The sequence below is a fragment of the Brevundimonas sp. G8 genome (genome assembly GCF_902506205.1).
In the GTDB taxonomy this organism is placed as follows: Bacteria; Pseudomonadota; Alphaproteobacteria; order Caulobacterales; family Caulobacteraceae; genus Brevundimonas.
In genome coordinates, this window is sequence record NZ_LR732816.1 from 887,740 (window position 1) to 902,754 (window position 15,015).

11 protein-coding genes are annotated in these 15,015 nt (G+C 67.3%); 5 read left to right on the forward strand and 6 right to left on the reverse strand.

The features are described from left to right. Positions 1 to 31 precede the first annotated feature (31 nt). The 5 genes from flhB to CHRYSEO8AT_RS04385 form a co-directional block, all read right to left on the reverse strand. The gene (gene flhB, locus CHRYSEO8AT_RS04365) at positions 32 to 1,108 is read right to left on the reverse strand and encodes a flagellar biosynthesis protein FlhB (RefSeq protein ID WP_159846760.1); all 1,077 of its coding nucleotides are present in this window, start codon (positions 1,106 to 1,108) and stop codon (positions 32 to 34) included. Further along, the gene (gene fliR, locus CHRYSEO8AT_RS04370; RefSeq protein WP_159846763.1) at positions 1,101 to 1,886 is read right to left on the reverse strand and encodes a flagellar biosynthetic protein FliR; all 786 of its coding nucleotides are present in this window, start codon (positions 1,884 to 1,886) and stop codon (positions 1,101 to 1,103) included. Before fliR ends, flhB begins: the two co-directional genes overlap by 8 nt. Then, the gene (fliQ, locus tag CHRYSEO8AT_RS04375) at positions 1,886 to 2,149 is read right to left on the reverse strand and encodes a flagellar biosynthesis protein FliQ (protein WP_017505641.1); all 264 of its coding nucleotides are present in this window, start codon (positions 2,147 to 2,149) and stop codon (positions 1,886 to 1,888) included. Before fliQ ends, fliR begins: the two co-directional genes overlap by 1 nt. Positions 2,150 to 2,231: 82 nt before the next feature. Then, positions 2,232 to 3,920, reverse strand: coding sequence for a response regulator (locus CHRYSEO8AT_RS04380; protein ID WP_201304356.1), 1,689 nt, complete (start codon positions 3,918 to 3,920; stop codon positions 2,232 to 2,234). Beyond that, positions 3,917 to 5,416 carry an ATPase domain-containing protein gene (locus CHRYSEO8AT_RS04385; protein ID WP_159846766.1) on the reverse strand — a complete coding sequence of 500 codons (1,500 nt, stop codon included), beginning with the start codon at positions 5,414 to 5,416 and terminating at the stop codon, positions 3,917 to 3,919. The genes CHRYSEO8AT_RS04380 and CHRYSEO8AT_RS04385 overlap by 4 nt, the downstream gene beginning before the upstream one ends. Positions 5,417 to 5,778: 362 nt before the next feature. Between CHRYSEO8AT_RS04385 and folE the strand changes: the two genes are divergently transcribed. The 4 genes from folE to CHRYSEO8AT_RS04405 all read left to right on the forward strand — a co-directional run bounded on the left by folE (position 5,779) and on the right by CHRYSEO8AT_RS04405 (position 12,853). After that, on the forward strand, positions 5,779 to 6,363 hold the full coding sequence (folE, locus tag CHRYSEO8AT_RS04390) for a GTP cyclohydrolase I FolE (RefSeq protein ID WP_159846769.1): 585 nt from the start codon (positions 5,779 to 5,781) through the stop codon (positions 6,361 to 6,363). 64 nt (positions 6,364 to 6,427) lie between these two features. Beyond that, complete coding sequence (locus CHRYSEO8AT_RS04395) at positions 6,428 to 7,585, forward strand: acyltransferase (RefSeq protein WP_159846772.1); 1,158 nt, start codon at positions 6,428 to 6,430, stop codon at positions 7,583 to 7,585. Between the two features lie 138 nt (positions 7,586 to 7,723). Next, positions 7,724 to 9,397, forward strand: coding sequence for an MFS transporter (locus CHRYSEO8AT_RS04400; protein ID WP_159846775.1), 1,674 nt, complete (start codon positions 7,724 to 7,726; stop codon positions 9,395 to 9,397). Positions 9,398 to 9,487: 90 nt separating this feature from the next. Further along, positions 9,488 to 12,853 (forward strand): PAS-domain containing protein, encoded by a 3,366-nt coding sequence (locus CHRYSEO8AT_RS04405; protein WP_159846778.1) that lies wholly within the window; start codon positions 9,488 to 9,490, stop codon positions 12,851 to 12,853. A gap of 10 nt (positions 12,854 to 12,863) precedes the next feature. Here the strand turns inward: CHRYSEO8AT_RS04405 and CHRYSEO8AT_RS04410 are convergent, their stop codons facing one another. Next, the gene (locus CHRYSEO8AT_RS04410; protein WP_159846781.1) at positions 12,864 to 13,475 is read right to left on the reverse strand and encodes a response regulator transcription factor; all 612 of its coding nucleotides are present in this window, start codon (positions 13,473 to 13,475) and stop codon (positions 12,864 to 12,866) included. A gap of 164 nt (positions 13,476 to 13,639) precedes the next feature. Between CHRYSEO8AT_RS04410 and CHRYSEO8AT_RS04415 the strand changes: the two genes are divergently transcribed. After that, positions 13,640 to 14,995, forward strand: coding sequence for a DcaP family trimeric outer membrane transporter (locus tag CHRYSEO8AT_RS04415; protein ID WP_159846784.1), 1,356 nt, complete (start codon positions 13,640 to 13,642; stop codon positions 14,993 to 14,995). Positions 14,996 to 15,015 lie beyond the last annotated feature (20 nt).

The following is a 15,015-nucleotide window of genomic DNA, read 5'->3' on the forward strand; positions in this document are numbered from 1 at the left end:
CCAGATCATACGCTCAAATCCTGACGCACTCTTACCGACGCTTTCTGGACTGGAAGACGAAGCCGATGATCTTGGCGGCGGCGTCGAAATGTTCGCGCGGAATGATCTCGTCCACCTCGACCGTGGCGTAGAGCGCGCGCGCCAGCGGCACGTTCTCCACGATCGGCACACCGTGCTCGGTCGCCACTTCGCGGATGCGCAGCGCCAGTGCATCGACGCCCTTGGCCACGCAGATCGGCGCCCCGTCGCCCTGATCCGGCTCATAGCGCAGCGCGACCGCATAGTGGGTCGGGTTGGTCACGATGACGGTGGCCGTGGGCACATTGGCCATCATCCGCTGGCGACCGCGCTGCATGCGGATCTGTTTCAGCTTGGCCTTGATGTGCGGGTCGCCCTCGGACTGTTTGTAGTCTTCCTTCAGCTCTTCCTTGGTCATCCGCATCCGCTTGGCGAAACGCATCTTCTGCCAGACGAAGTCGGCCCCGGCCGTCGCCCCCAGCAACAGAATCGAGGCGAAGAACAGCGACACGGCCATGTCGCGCGCCAGCGGCAGGATCGCCAGCGGGCTCATCGAGACCATATTCTCGAACTCGCGCAGGTGCGGCTTCAGCACCATCCAGCAGACCACGCAGACGGCGATCAGCTTCAGGAAGGTCTTGACGAACTGCATCAGGCCGTCGGGTCCGAAGATCCGCTTGAACCCCTGCAACGGACTGACCGCCGACCATTTCGGCTTCAGCTTCTCGGCCGTGAAGATCAGGCCCGACTGCGCCAGATTGCCCCCGACCCCGCCCAGGATGGTGGCCAGCATGACCGCCCCCAGGAAGGGCGCGATGGCCCAGACCGTGCGCACCATGATCTGGTTGCCGGCGCCCGAGTTCAGCGTGCCCAGCATCTCGTGCGGGGCGGCGATGAAGGGCAGCATCTGTTCGGCGATGGACGAGGCGAACCAGCCGCCGCCCATCAGGATCACCGCCGCCGCCCCCGCCAGCGACAGGACCTGGGCGACGTCGGGCGACTTGGCGGAATCGCCCTTCTTTCGGGCGTCCTCAAGCTTTCGCGGGGTCGCCTCTTCGGTTTTCGACTCGGGATCCGCGCCTTCAGCCACTGGGGCCCCCGGCGCCGCCAAAGTACACGAAATACTCCGCCAGACGGCGGTAGCGGTCGATGAAGATGGTGCCCAGCGCCCCCAGGCTCAGCGCGAAGATCGACAGGCCCAGGATGACGCTCAACGGTGCGGCGGCGAAATAGACCTGGAACGACGGCATGACCCGCGCCACCAGGCCGGACGCCAGGTTGAAGATCAGGGCGAACACCAGAACCGGCGCCGACAGCTGGATCCCCAGCATGAAGCTGTCGCCCAGCGTCCGCACCGCCATCTGGGTGAAGTCCGCCATCACCAGCGGCTGGGCCGGCGAGATCAGGCGATAGGATCCCACCATGCCGGCGATGAACAGGTGATGGGTGTCGGTGGCGAACAGCAGCGTCACCCCCAGCAGGGTCAGAAAGGCGGCGATGGTCGTGCCCGGCATGGCCTGCAACGGGTTGGCGGTCTGCGAAAAGCTCAGGGTCGTCTGCAACGACACGATCTCGCCCGCCGTCGACAGGGCCGTCATGAACATCCGCAGCAACAGGCCGATCATCAGGCCGACGACCACCTCGCGGATGATCCATCCGACCATCAGCCCCACGCTGTCGGGCAGACCAGGCAGCGATCCGCGCACCACGGGCCACAGCGCCAGACTGATGACCAGGGCCAGCGACAGCCGCACCCGCGGCGGCACATAGGCCTCGCCGAAACCAGGAATCAGCATCAGGATCGCCGCGATCCGGGCGAAGATCAGTCCCCCGGCCCAGACCTGATCGGCGGTCGCATACGCCTCCACTACATCCCCGCGATGCGGGCCGCGATCTGGCGCATGAAGCCGCCCAACAGGGCGCCCATCAGCGGCAGGAACAGGATCAGGCTGACGAAGATGGCGATGATCTTGGGCGCATAGATCAGGGTCTGTTCCTGGATCTGCGTCAGGGCCTGAAACAGGCCGATCACCACGCCGACCACCAGCCCGACCAGCAGCACCGGCAGGCACAGCTGTATCGTCAGCCAGATGGCGTCGCGCCCGACATCCAGAACTTCCGCGCCGTTCATCGACACCGCTCCCAAACTACTGGGCAGAAAATGCCGACAGGATGGTTAACAGGCCGCTAACCAAACGCGGATTCGATGCGGATCAGGCCGCTAGAGTGCGCGACAGCTTGCGCGCCAGTTCGGCCTGGGTGAACGGCTTGCGCACGATCAAGTCCTCGCCAACGTCGATCAGGGCTTCCGCGTCGGCATATCCCGTGGCGAACAGGATCGGCGCCGACGGACGACGCGCCTTCAGTTCGCGCGCCAGCTCGCCGCCGTTCATCCCCGGCATGGCGAAGTCCAGCACCATGGCGTCGATCCGGTCGTGATGGTCCAGGCTCTCCAGCGCCGCCCCGCCACTGTCGGCCTCGATCACGTCATAGCCCAGGTCGCTGAGGTAGCCGGCGGTCACGTTCCTCACCGCCTCGTCGTCATCGACCACCAGGACGACCAGACCCGCGTCGTGGGCCGTCATCAGTTCCCCGCTCGCCTCCCGCTCCTGCATCGGCTGGGCCTCCGCGCGGGGCAAGAAGATGCGGATCGTCGTGCCCGTGCCGACCTCGGTGTCGATACTGACCCCGCCGCCCGACTGTTTGGCCAGGCCGAACACCTGGCTCAACCCCAAGCCCGAGCCCTTGCCCACCTCCTTGGTGGTGAAGAAGGGCTCGAACGCGCGCGACAGCACGTCTTCGCTCATGCCCGATCCGGTGTCGCTGACCGACACCACCACATAGTCGCCGGCCGGAAGCTCTTCCGGTTGGCCCAGGACGCCGGTCTGGGCGGCGGTCGCGGCGTTCTCGGTGCGGATGGTCAGCGACCCGCCGACCTCCATGGCGTCGCGCGCATTGATGGCCAGGTTCAGAATGACCAGTTCGATCTGCGTCGGGTCGATCATGGCCGGCCATAGGTCAGGGGCCAGTTGCGGCGGCTGGATCTGCACGCTGCCGCCGATGGCGCTTTGCAGCATGTCGCCCATGCTGCGCACCGTCTCGTTCAGATCGACCGCCCGCGGCTCCAGCTTCTGACGACGCGAGAAGGCCAGCATCTGCGCCGTCAGCCGCGCCCCGCGCTGCGAAGCCTCGCGCATCATGTCCAGCCGACGCAGGACCTTGGGATCGCTCTCGTTCTTCCTCAACTGATCGACATTGCCCAGCACGACGGTCAGCAGGTTGTTGAAGTCGTGCGCCACACCGCTGGTTAGCTGGCCCACCGCCTCCAGACGCTGGGCCTGACGCAGGGCCGTCTCGACCTTCTCGCGTTCCACGATCTGGGCGGCAAGTTCGCGGTTGGCGTCTTGCAGTTGGGCGGTGCGGTCTGCGACCCGGCGTTCCAGCATCGCCTCCGCGCGCTGGATTTCGGCGATCCGTTCGCGCGCCTCATACTGCCGACGGCGCCCCCGCAACGCCGTATCGACCGCGCTGACCAGGGTCGTCGGATGAAACGGCCGTTCCAGAAAACTGACATTGCCCAGTGTGACCGACAGGCGTCGGGCCGCCGGGTTGCGCTCCACGCTGCCGCCGCGCCGGTTCAGCACCAGGAAGGGAAAATCGGACCAGGACGGCTGCCCCTCGATCCAGGTCGACAGGGCGTTGAGGTCCCCGTTGATCAGCATCTCCTCGACCACCACCGCCAGGGCCGCGCCCTCGATCATGCGCGCCAGAAGATCGTCCAGCGTGTCGCAGACCTGCGCCACCGTCCCCGCTTCATTCAGGATCTGGGCGGCGACGACGGCGTCGCGCCCGACGGGCGCAAGGACCAGGGCGCGTTCGGAAAGCTCCCCGCCCCGGCTCATGCGGAGCGATCGCCCATCAGGCCTTCGCCGTCCTGGGCTACGAAATTGGGCACGCCACGCAGCACGCCCTGGAAGCCGTACAGCGGCTCGCCCAGCGTCAGGCCGTCGGCCCCGATGTCGAACTCGCGGATGGTCTTCTCGTGACCGCCGGCGCGCTTCTTGATGACCGAGATGGCGCGACGCACCAGACCCGCCGCCTCGAAATAGCGCAGCAGCACCACGGTATCGGCCAGATAGGTCACATCCACCGGCGCCTTCATGTCTCCGACCAGCCCGTGCTGGGCCACGGTCAGATAGGTCGTGGCGCCCTGACGGTTCAGATACTGCAGCAGTTCGTGGATGTGCAGCACCAGGAACTGCTCCTGCGGCATGGCCGCCTGATAGCCGTTGAGGCTGTCGATCACGACGGTCTTGATGTTCTGGCTCGCGACGCAGTTTCGAACCCGTGAGGCGAACTCGCCAGGCGCCAATTCGGCGGCGTCCACCTGTTCCACGATCAGCGACCCTTGGGCCTGCATCGCCTCCAGATCGATGCCCATCTGAAGCATCCGCGCGTACAGCAGGCCCAGTTCCTCGTCGAAGACGAACATCGCGGCCTTCTCGCCGCGTGCGATCGCCGCCGTCACGAAGTTGACCGCGAACAGCGACTTGCCCGTGCCCGCCGGCCCCAGGATCAGGGCGCTTGACCCGCGCTCGACCCCGCCGCCCAACAGGGCGTCCAGCCCCGCCACGCCGCTGGACATGGGTTCGCGCTTGAACTGGGTGCGGTGCTCCGACGCCACGATGCGCGGATAGACTTCCAGCCCGCCGGTCTTGATGGTGAAGTCGTGATAACCGCCGCGGAATCGACGCCCGCGATATTTCATCACCCTCACGCGGCGACGCTCGGCCCCGTATTCGGGCACAAGTTCCTGCAACTGGATCACGCCGTGCGCGACGCTGTGAACCGTCTTGTCGTTGGCGTCTGTCGTCAGGTCGTCCAGCATCAACACCGTCACGCCGCGCTTGGCGAAATAGTGTTTCAGCGCCAGCACCTGACGGCGATAGCGCAGCGACCCCTGGGCCAGCAGCCGGATTTCCGACAGGCTGTCGATCACCACCCGCTGGGGCTGAAGCCGCTCGACCGCCTCCAGGATCATGCGGCTGGTCTCGCCCAGTTCCAGGTCCGACGAATAGAGCAGGCTCTGCTGCTGCTGTTCGTCCAGCAGGCTTTCCGGCGGCACCAGTTCGAACAGGTCGATGCCGTCCAGCGACCATCCGTGCGACCGGGCGGTGGCCCGCAGCTCTTCTTCCGTCTCGGACAGGGTGATGTAGAGGGTGGTTTCGCCCCGCGCCGCCCCGGTCATCAGGAACTTCATGGCGGCGGTCGTCTTGCCGGTGCCCGGATTGCCTTCCAGCAGGAACAGCCTGTCCCGCTCCAGCCCCCCGGCCAGAATGTCGTCCAGTCCGGCGATCCCGAAGGCGGCCTGGTCTTGCTTGGTCTCGCCGTCCGTCATGCCGTCCTCTTGCCTTTTAGCTGAGCCGTAACGCACGGAAATGCAGAAGGTTACAAGCGGCGCTTGTCGCACGTCTCGCACGGCCGCGACGCGGCTCCGAAAGTCTCGCGACAGGGCTTGAACCTCGCCATCCGCATCCCGACTTGACCATTCAGCCGAACCTGAACCCGCCTCGGATTTCAGACGAAGTGCACTATTCAGACGGTGTTTTTGCGCGGCGTCGTCTGAATTTGAGACGAAGTGCACCATTCAGACGGTGTTTTTCGGGCCAGGTTCGGGGCCGAGGTCTGAAAACGGCCGCGCTTCGTAAAGGGTCGGCACAGGCCCTCCCATTCCCGTAATCGCCCCGCTATGTAGGCCCCATGACAGACGCCCGCACCCCCAAGGTTTCCCAGGCCGACGCCGAAGCCGCCGTCCGCACCCTGATCGAATGGGCGGGCGACAACCCCGACCGCGAAGGCCTGCTGGAGACCCCGGCCCGCGTCGCCCGCAGCTATCGCGAACTGTTCGAGGGCTATGAGGTCGATCCCCTCTCCTATCTGGAGAAGACCTTCGAGGAGACGGGGGGCTACGACCAGCTGGTCGTGCTGAAGGACATCCGCTTCGTCAGCTTCTGCGAGCACCACATGCTGCCGGTCGTGGGCAAGGCGCACGTCGCCTATCTGCCGACCGACCGCGTCGTCGGCATCTCCAAACTGGCCCGCGTCGTGCGCGGCTTCGCTCGCCGCCTGCAGATCCAGGAGAAGATGACCTCCGAGATCGCCGAGGCCATCCAGACCGTCCTGCGCCCCCACGGCGTCGGCGTCGTCATCGAGGCAGAGCACAGCTGCATGACCCTGCGCGGCGTCAATGCGCCGGGCGCCAGCCTGTCGACCAGCCACCTGATCGGCGTCGTCCGCGACGATCCCCGCACCCGCGAAGAGTTCCTGCGGCTGGTGCGAGGCTAGGATTTCCCCCATCGCGCGAACTGGCGCATCTCTTGCGACGATGGGACCAAAGGAGGCGCTGACGATGCCCTGGTCCGTAATTTCGACCCGCAATGAGACAGTTCAGATCGCGCGTGGCGGCTGGCTGGACGCCTTGCGTTTCATCGTGGCCTTCCTGATCATCCTGCATCACTTCCAGGCGGCCGGCCCTGCCCCCCTGGCACACGTGGTCAATCCGATCTTCGAGCGCGGCGGCTTCCTGCTGACCAACTTCTTCCTGATCGACAGCGGCTATGTGCTGATGCGCGTCTATGGCGCGGCGGTGGACAAGGGCCGGATGTCGCCTGGCGACTTCTTCCTCAAGCGTTTCCTGCGTGTCGTGCCCGCCCACCTGATCATGGGTCTGTCCCTGGTCGGGTTCGTGCTGCTGGCCACGGCCGCCGGCGTCCCGCCTCGCAATCCGGAATGGTTCGCCTGGGACCAACTGCCCGCCCAACTGCTGCTGCTGCAATCGTATGGCGTTCACGGCGGCCTAGGCTGGAACGCTCCAACCTGGTCCATCTCGGCCCTGATCGGCTGCTATCTGGCCTTCCCCTGGATCATTCGCGGCCTGATGCGCCTGGGGCCGTGGTCGGCTCTGGCGGTCGGCGTCGGCGTCTATCTGGTCGCCAATCAGCTCTGCTGGCACTTCCTCGGCTATCCCGTCTATCAGATGCCCATGCGCTACGGCATCATCCGCGCCCTGCCGCTGTTCTTTCTGGGCATGTGCCTGGCCTGGTTCGCCCAGAAGGTCTGGATCGCGCCGCGTCTGGCCGGCTGGGCCGGCCTTCTGGCCGCCGTCGGCTTCTTCGCGCTTGAGCTTCACGACAAGCACGCCCTGGCCGCCCTGACCCTGATCTCCATCATCATCCTGGCCGCCGGCGCCGTGCCGGTGAGGAAGCCCTCTAAACTGGTCGAGACGGCCGCCATGGTCTCCTTCTCCATGTTCATCTCCAACGAGGTGATCCGCATCGTCTGGTTCGGCGTGGTCAACGCTGTGGAGGCTCGCGTCTCCCTGCCCGTCGCCGCCCAATGGGGCCTGTGGGGCCTGGGCGTAGCGGCGGCCGTTGGTTTCGCGTTCGCCTTCCACTTCGTCATCGACACCCCGATCCAGACCCGCATCCGCGGCTGGCTGAAGCGTCGCAGCGCCCGTCGCGGCAAGGTCCAGCCGAAACTGGGACCGGTCATCTCCATCGACGGCTGACCCGGCGACTTTGGCGACCGGCGATCCTCGACCAAAGTCGCTCTCTCCAGCCGCCTCCCTCTCGGTCAATGTCGGCGTCCACGTATCCGCAGGGATGCGCAGAACGGCCGATAACGGCGACTTGGGAGGAAATGGATCATGGCAACCGACGCTCCAATTGCGTCTGGGGAAGAGGGACACACCGTCGATCGCAGCGATCGCCTGGTCATCCTCGCCTCATCGGTCGGCACCGTCATCGAGTGGTACGACTTCTATCTTTACGGCTCGCTGGCGGCGATCATCACCGTCCAGTTCTTCTCGGGCGTCAACGAAACCACGGGCTACATCTTCGCCCTGATGGCCTTCGCGGCCGGGTTTGCGGTGCGGCCGTTCGGCGCCATCGTCTTCGGGCGGCTGGGCGACCTTTGGGGGCGCAAGAACACCTTCCTCGTCACCATGCTGCTGATGGGCCTTTCGACCTTCGTCGTCGGCCTGTTGCCGCCCTATGCGGTCATCGGCATCGCGGCGCCGATCATCCTGGTGCTGATGCGCCTGATCCAGGGCCTGGCCCTGGGCGGCGAATACGGCGGCGCCGCCACCTACGTCGCCGAGCACGCCCCCAAGGGCAAGCGCGGCTTCTACACCTCCTTCATCCAGATCACGGCCACCGCCGGCCTGGTGCTCAGCCTGGTCGTCATCCTGGGCGTCCGTCTCGCCGTGGGCGAGGAAGCCTTCGCCTCCTGGGGCTGGCGGATCCCGTTCCTCGTCTCGATCATCCTGCTGGGCGTCTCCCTGTGGATCCGCCTGAAGCTGGCCGAGAGCCCGTCGTTCAAGAAGATGAAGGCCGAGGGCAAGGGCTCCAAGACCCCGCTGAAGGACAGCTTCGGCAAGTGGCCCAACCTGAAGATCGTGCTGATCGCCCTGATCGGCCTCACCGCCGGCCAGGCCGTCATCTGGTACACGGGCCAGTTCTACGCCCTGTTCTTCCTGGAACGGGTCATGAAGGTCGACGCCACCCTGGTCTATGTCCTGTTGACCATCGCGCTTCTGGCCGCCTCACCCTTCTTCATCTTCTGGGGCTGGCTGTCGGACAAGGTGGGCAGAAAGCCGATCATCCTGGCCGGCTGCCTGATCGCGGCCCTGACCTATTTCCCGCTGTTCAACGCCCTGACCCAGGCCGCCAACCCGCGCCTGGCCGCCGCCGCCGCCTCGGCGCCGGTGACGGTCTATGCCGACCCGGCCGACTGTAATCTTCAGTTCGATCCGGTGGGCAAGACGGTGTTCAACCACTCCTGCGACGTGGCCAAATCCTATCTGGCCAAGGCGGGCGTGACCTACACCAACGTCGCGGCCCCCGCCGGGACGGTCGCCGAGGTCCGCATCGGCGATCAGGCCGTGGTCCCCAGCTTCCGGGGCGACGCCATGACCACCGCCGACTTCGCCGCCCAGAAGAAGACCTGGGACGCCGGACTGGGCGAGGCCCTGACGGCCGCCGGCTATCCGGCCAAGGCCGACAGCGCCCTGGTCAACAAGCCGATGGTGGTGCTGATCCTGTTCATCCTCGGCTTCTACGTGACCATGGTCTACGGGCCGATCGCGGCGGCCCTGGTCGAGATGTTCCCGACCAATATCCGCTACACCTCCATGTCGCTGCCCTATCACATCGGCAACGGCTGGTTCGGTGGCTTCCTGCCGACGACGGCCTTCGCGATCGTGGCGGCGACCGGCAACATCTACTCCGGCCTCTGGTACCCGATCATCGTGGCGCTTGCGACGGTCGTGCTGGGCTTCCTGCTGGTCAAGGAAGGCAAGGACGTCGATCTGAACGCCTGATCCTGCTTTCAGGCGGAACGAGGGGCGGGTCGTCGCGAGACGGCCCGCCTTTCGCTTGTGAAACAGCCCCTGCCCGGTTCAGATGCCCCCATGTTCAGCCTGACGATCCTCGGCCTGGTCGCCGCCTATATGGCGGTGCTGTTCGCCGTCGCCTGGTCTCAGGAACGGCCGGCGGCGCGCGCGCGCGGCAAGGGGTTGGGCCCGTCGGTCTATGCCCTGTCCCTGGCCATCTACTGCACCTCCTGGACTTACTACGGCGCGGTCGGCACGGCGGCCCGGGACGGGTGGGAGTATCTGCCCATCTACATCGGGCCGGTGATCGGGCTGACGCTTCTGTTCCCGCTGTGGCGCCGCATCGCCGCGGCCGCCCGGCGCGAGAACGTCGGCTCGATGGCCGACTTCGTGGCCTCGCGCTACGGCAAGAGCCAGACCCTGGGCGCGGCTGTCACGGTCGTCGCCATCCTGGGGTCGCTGCCCTATATCGCGCTGCAGCTGAAGTCGCTGTCGATGGCCGGCGCCCTTCTGACCGCCGGCACGCCGGTGGCGGGGTCCGAGCGGCTGACGGTGCTGGTGCTGGCGGGCGTGCTGGCCTTCTTCGCCATCCTGTTCGGGGCGCGCCGTCCCGACCTGACCGAGCACAATCGCGGCCTGATCCAGGCCATCGGCCTGGAATCGATGGTCAAGCTGGGCGCCCTGTTGTTCGTCGCCGTCTTCGCCCTGGTCCTGCTGCTCAACGAAGGTTCACCGCCCCGCATCATCGAAGGCCTGGGCGCCCTGGCCGCCCCGCCGCAGGTCACGCCGCGCTTCACCGCCATCACCCTGCTGTCGACCCTGGCCATCTTCTGCCTGCCGCGTCAGTTCCACGTCGCGTTCGTGGAGGGCGCCCAGCCGTCGGACGTGAAGCGGGCGCGCTGGATCTTTCCCCTCTATCTGCTGCTGACCAGTCTGGCGATCCTGCCGCTGGTGGCGGCAGGCGCCCTGTTCGCACCGGCGGTGAACCCCGATCTGCTGGTGCTGGCCCTGCCGTTCGGGCGCGGCGAGACGATGCTGACGGCGCTTGTCTTCGTAGGCGGCTTCTCGGCCGCCACCGCCATGGTCATCGTCGAGGCCGTGGCCCTGTCGGCCATGGTGTCCAACAGCCTGATCCTGCCCTTCCTGGCGCGCGATCGCTGGCGTGTGCGGGGCGACGCTTCGGACATGGCGGGGACCATCCTTCAGGTCCGGCGCGGAGCCATCGTCGCCGTCCTGCTGCTGGCCTGGCTCTATTATCAGGCGACGGATCAGTCGCGCGGTCTGGCGGCCATGGGCCTGGTGTCCTTCGCCGCCATGGCCCAGCTGGCGCCCGCCCTGTTCGGCGCGGTCCTGTGGCGCGGCGGTCATGCGCACGGGGCGCTGGCGGGGATGACGGTCGGGATGGCGGTCTGGATCGTCATGCTGGCCCTGCCCCAGCTGTCGCCCGGCGCCCCCTGGCACCTCCACGTCATGCTGGGGGTCCGTGATCCGCTGGCCCTGGGGGTCTTCGTCAGCCTGGGGCTGAACCTTGCGGCCTATGTCGGGGTGTCGCGCTTTGCTCAGCCCCGGCTGATCGACCGGGTCCAGGCCCGCGCTTTCGTGGATCGGCTGGGGCCGGACTGGATGGAGGCCAAGCCTTCGCCGTCGGGCGCCTCGGTCGGCGACCTGCGCGCCCTGGTCGCCCGCTTCATCGGCGACGAGCGGGCCGAGCGCGCCTTCTCCGCCTGGGGGCGCGAGACCGACACCCGGCTGCGCGACGCCGATCCAGCCGATGCGGCCCTGGCCCGCGCGGCCGAGCGAATGCTGGCGGGCGCCATCGGCGCGGCCTCGGCCCGACGGGTCATCGCGGCGGCCCTGGCCGGTGTGGGTCGCGCGCCCGAGGACGTGGTGCGGATGCTGGACGAGGCGTCGCAAGCGGTCCAGTTCAACCGCGACCTGCTCCAGACCACGCTGGACAACATCGACCAGGGCGTGATCGTGGTGGACGAGGATCTGCGCGTCACCGCCTGGAACCGGCGCTATGTGTCCATGTTCGAACTGCCCGTCGGCTTCGTCCACGTCGGCCTGCCCATCGCCAACATCTATCGGCTGAACGCCGAGCGCGGCGAAAGCCCCGACGACATCGAGGCCTGGGTCGAGCGGCGGCTGGAGGCGCTGAGCCGCCGCATCCCCCACGACCACGAACGCCAGCAGCCCGACGGCCGGGTGCTGCGGTCGTCCGGTGCCCCCATTCCCGGCGGCGGATACGCCACCAGCTACACCGACATCACCGCCCTGCGCCGCGCCGCCCGCGAACTGGAAGAGGCCAACGAACGGCTGGAGGCGCGTGTGGCGGATCGCACCGCCCGGCTGGACGAGGCGCGTCGCGTCGCCGAGGACGCAACGGCGTCCAAAACCCGGTTCCTGGCCGCCGCCAGCCACGACCTGCTGCAACCGCTGCACGCCGCACGCCTGTTCATCGCCGCGCTGAAGGAGGAGCCTGCGCTGACGGAACCGACCAGCCGCACCCTGGCCGTCAACGCCGATCGCGCCATCGACAGCGCCCACCGCCTGCTGACCGCCCTGCTGAACCTGTCCAAGCTGGAGGCCGGCGGAGTGCGGACCAATGTGACCAAACTGTCGCTGGGCGGCCTGTTCGACGAGTTGCGCCGCGAGTTCGCCCCCGTCGCCGAGGCCAAGGGCCTGCGCCTGACCATCATGCCCAGCCGCCTGTGGGCGGCGTCCGACCGCGACCTGTTGCGGTCCATGCTGCAGAACCTGGTGGCCAACGCCATCCGATATACGGATTCCGGCCGGGTGCTGGTCGGGGCGCGTCGGCAGGGCGAGACGGTGCAGCTGTTCGTCTGCGACACCGGGCGCGGCATCCCCGATTCCGATCACGAGACCGTCTTCGGCGAGTTCGTGCGTCTGCCCGGCGCGGTGGACGAGCCGGGCGCCGGCCTGGGCCTGGCCATCGTGCGCCGCTTGTCCAGCCTCTTGGACCATCCGCTGGAGCTGAGCTCGCGCCTCGGACGCGGCACCATCTTCCGCATCACCGTGCCGCGCAGCCCCGCCGACGTGATCCCCGAGGTTGCGCCGGCGCGCGAGGCGCGCCTGCCGCTGGCGGGCCTGCGGGTGCTGTGCGTGGACAACGAGCCGGTGATCCTGGACGCGCTGAACGCCCTGTTGACCCGCTGGGGCGCGAAGCCGACGCTGGTGTCCAGCGTCGCGGCGGCCAAGGCGGCTCAGGGTCCGTTCGACGCCGCCGTGGTCGATCTGCATCTGGGCGACGGGCCGGAAGGCTTCGCCGTCATCGACTGGCTGAGGCCCCACGGCGTGCGCCGCATCGCCCTAGTCACCGCCGACACCCGCGATGGTCTGAACGAACAGGCGACGGCGGCCGGGGCGGTCCTACTGCCCAAGCCCATCAAGCCGGCGGCGCTGAAGGCCTTCCTGTCTAGCTAAGTCTGGCGAGCTAGCTGGGATCCAGCGACTTGGCCAGGATCACCGCCTGGGTCCGGTTGTGGACGCCCAGCTTGCGGAACACGCTGGTCAGGTGCGCCTTGATGGTGGCCTCGGACACGCCGAGATCAAAGGCGATCTGTTTGTTCAGCCGCCCGGCCTTCAGCCCCTCCAGGATCCGCAGTTGCGACGGCGTCAGGCTGGCGACGCGGCCGGCCGGATCGTCGTCGTCCGCCTCTGGCACGTCCGGCGCCCAGCTGTCGCCGGCCAGGATGGCGGCGATGGCCTCGACCATCTGGGGCAGGGACGAGGATTTCGGAATGAAGCCGGCGGCGCCCAGGCCCAGGGCGTGGCGCACCACGGGCGCATCCTCGCTGGCCGACACTACGGCGACCGGCACGGTCGGCTGTTCGGCCCGCACGGCGGCGAGCCCGGCCATGCCCTCGCTGTCCGACAGCTTCAGGTCCAGCAACAGCAGATCGACCGGGCCGGCGACCATCGCCGCCTTGGCCTCGGCCAAACTGGCGCATTCCACCACCATCGCCCCCGGCGCCGCCTTGTCGACGGCCGAGCGCAGGGCGGCGCGAAACAGGGGATGGTCGTCGGCGACGACGATGCGATCCATAGGCGTCCTTCCCGTGCGCGGCGTCTGGTCGGCCGCGTCGTCGCCATCATGGCGCGGTTCGACTTTGGTCGAAATTAGACCAATGGCCAATGGCATCAGACCTATGGAGGCGGAAAGGTTTTGTCAGGGACGCACGCATAAGACGAGCGCGGGAGGATTTCATCATGATCAAGACCAGCCTTATGGCCGGCGCAGCCGCAGCCGCGCTGCTCACAACGCCGGGCGCTGCCCTGGCCCAGAGCAGCCAGTCGGCGCTGGAGGCCCGCATCGCCCAGCTCGAAAGCGAGCTGAACGCCCTGAAATCCGAAGTCGTCGCCTCGCGCACCCAACAGGCCGCGCAGCAGCAGGACATCATCCGCCTGGAGACCCGCCCGGCCGCCGCCGCACCGGTCCAGCAGGCCGCCGCTCCGGCCGCGCCCAGCGACGGTTTCCGCATCGGCGACCACACGGTCAAGTTCGGCGGCTTTGTGAAGGTGGACGCCTACGCGACCCGGTATTCCGGCGGCGATCCGGTCAACGGCGACGCGCTTCGTGAATTCCACATCCCCGGCTCCATCCCCATCGGCGGCGCCGACGAGGACACGGCGACCGACTTCAATGCCCGCCAGACCCGGTTCTGGCTGACGACCGACGGCATGGTCGGCGGCCACAAGGTCGGCACCCGCATGGAGATGGACTTCCAGACCCAGCCCGGCGCGGCCGACCAGCGCACCACCAGCCCGGCCAACCCGACTCTGCGTCGCGCCTTCATCACCATCGACAACTGGCTGATCGGCCAGGAGTGGACCAACTTCCAGAACACCGCCGTCCTGCCTGAATCCGCCGACTTCATCGGCGCGGCGGAAGGCACCGTCTTCGCTCGTCAGGTCCAGGTCCGCTATACGCGCGGTCCCTTCTCGGTTTCTGTCGAGAACCCCGAGACGACCGTGACTCCGTTCGGTGGCGGCGCCCGCATCATCGCCGACGACAACAGCCTGCCGGACTTCACCGCCCGCTATGCGAAGTCCCAACCGTGGGGCGACTTCCAGTTCGCCGGCCTGCTGCGCCAGCTGAAATACCAGAACCCGGCGACCAACATCGATTCGACCGCGACCGGCTGGGGTGTGTCAGCCTCGACCAAGATCAAGGTCGGGTCAAAGGACGACATCCGCCTGATGCTGACCGGCGGCGAGGGCATCGGCCGCTATGTCGGTCTGAACTTCTCCAACGACGCCGTGCTGGACGCCTCGGGCGAGTTGGACGCGATCGGCGTGGTCGCCGGCTTCGCCGCCTATCGTCACGTTTGGGCGCCCGGCTGGCGGTCCAGCCTGATCTGGTCGGCGCAGAAAGTGGACAACGACACCGGCTTCACCGGCCTGGCGGTCAATCGTTCGGCGCAAAGCGTGCATGCGAATTTGATCTGGTCGCCGGTTACGGCGTTTGATGTCGGGGCCGAGCTGATGTTCGCAGACCGCGAGATCGAGACCGGCGCCAGTGGCGACATGACCCGTCTGATCCTGTTCGCCAAATACGGATTCTGATTTTTCCCGGAGACGTCTCG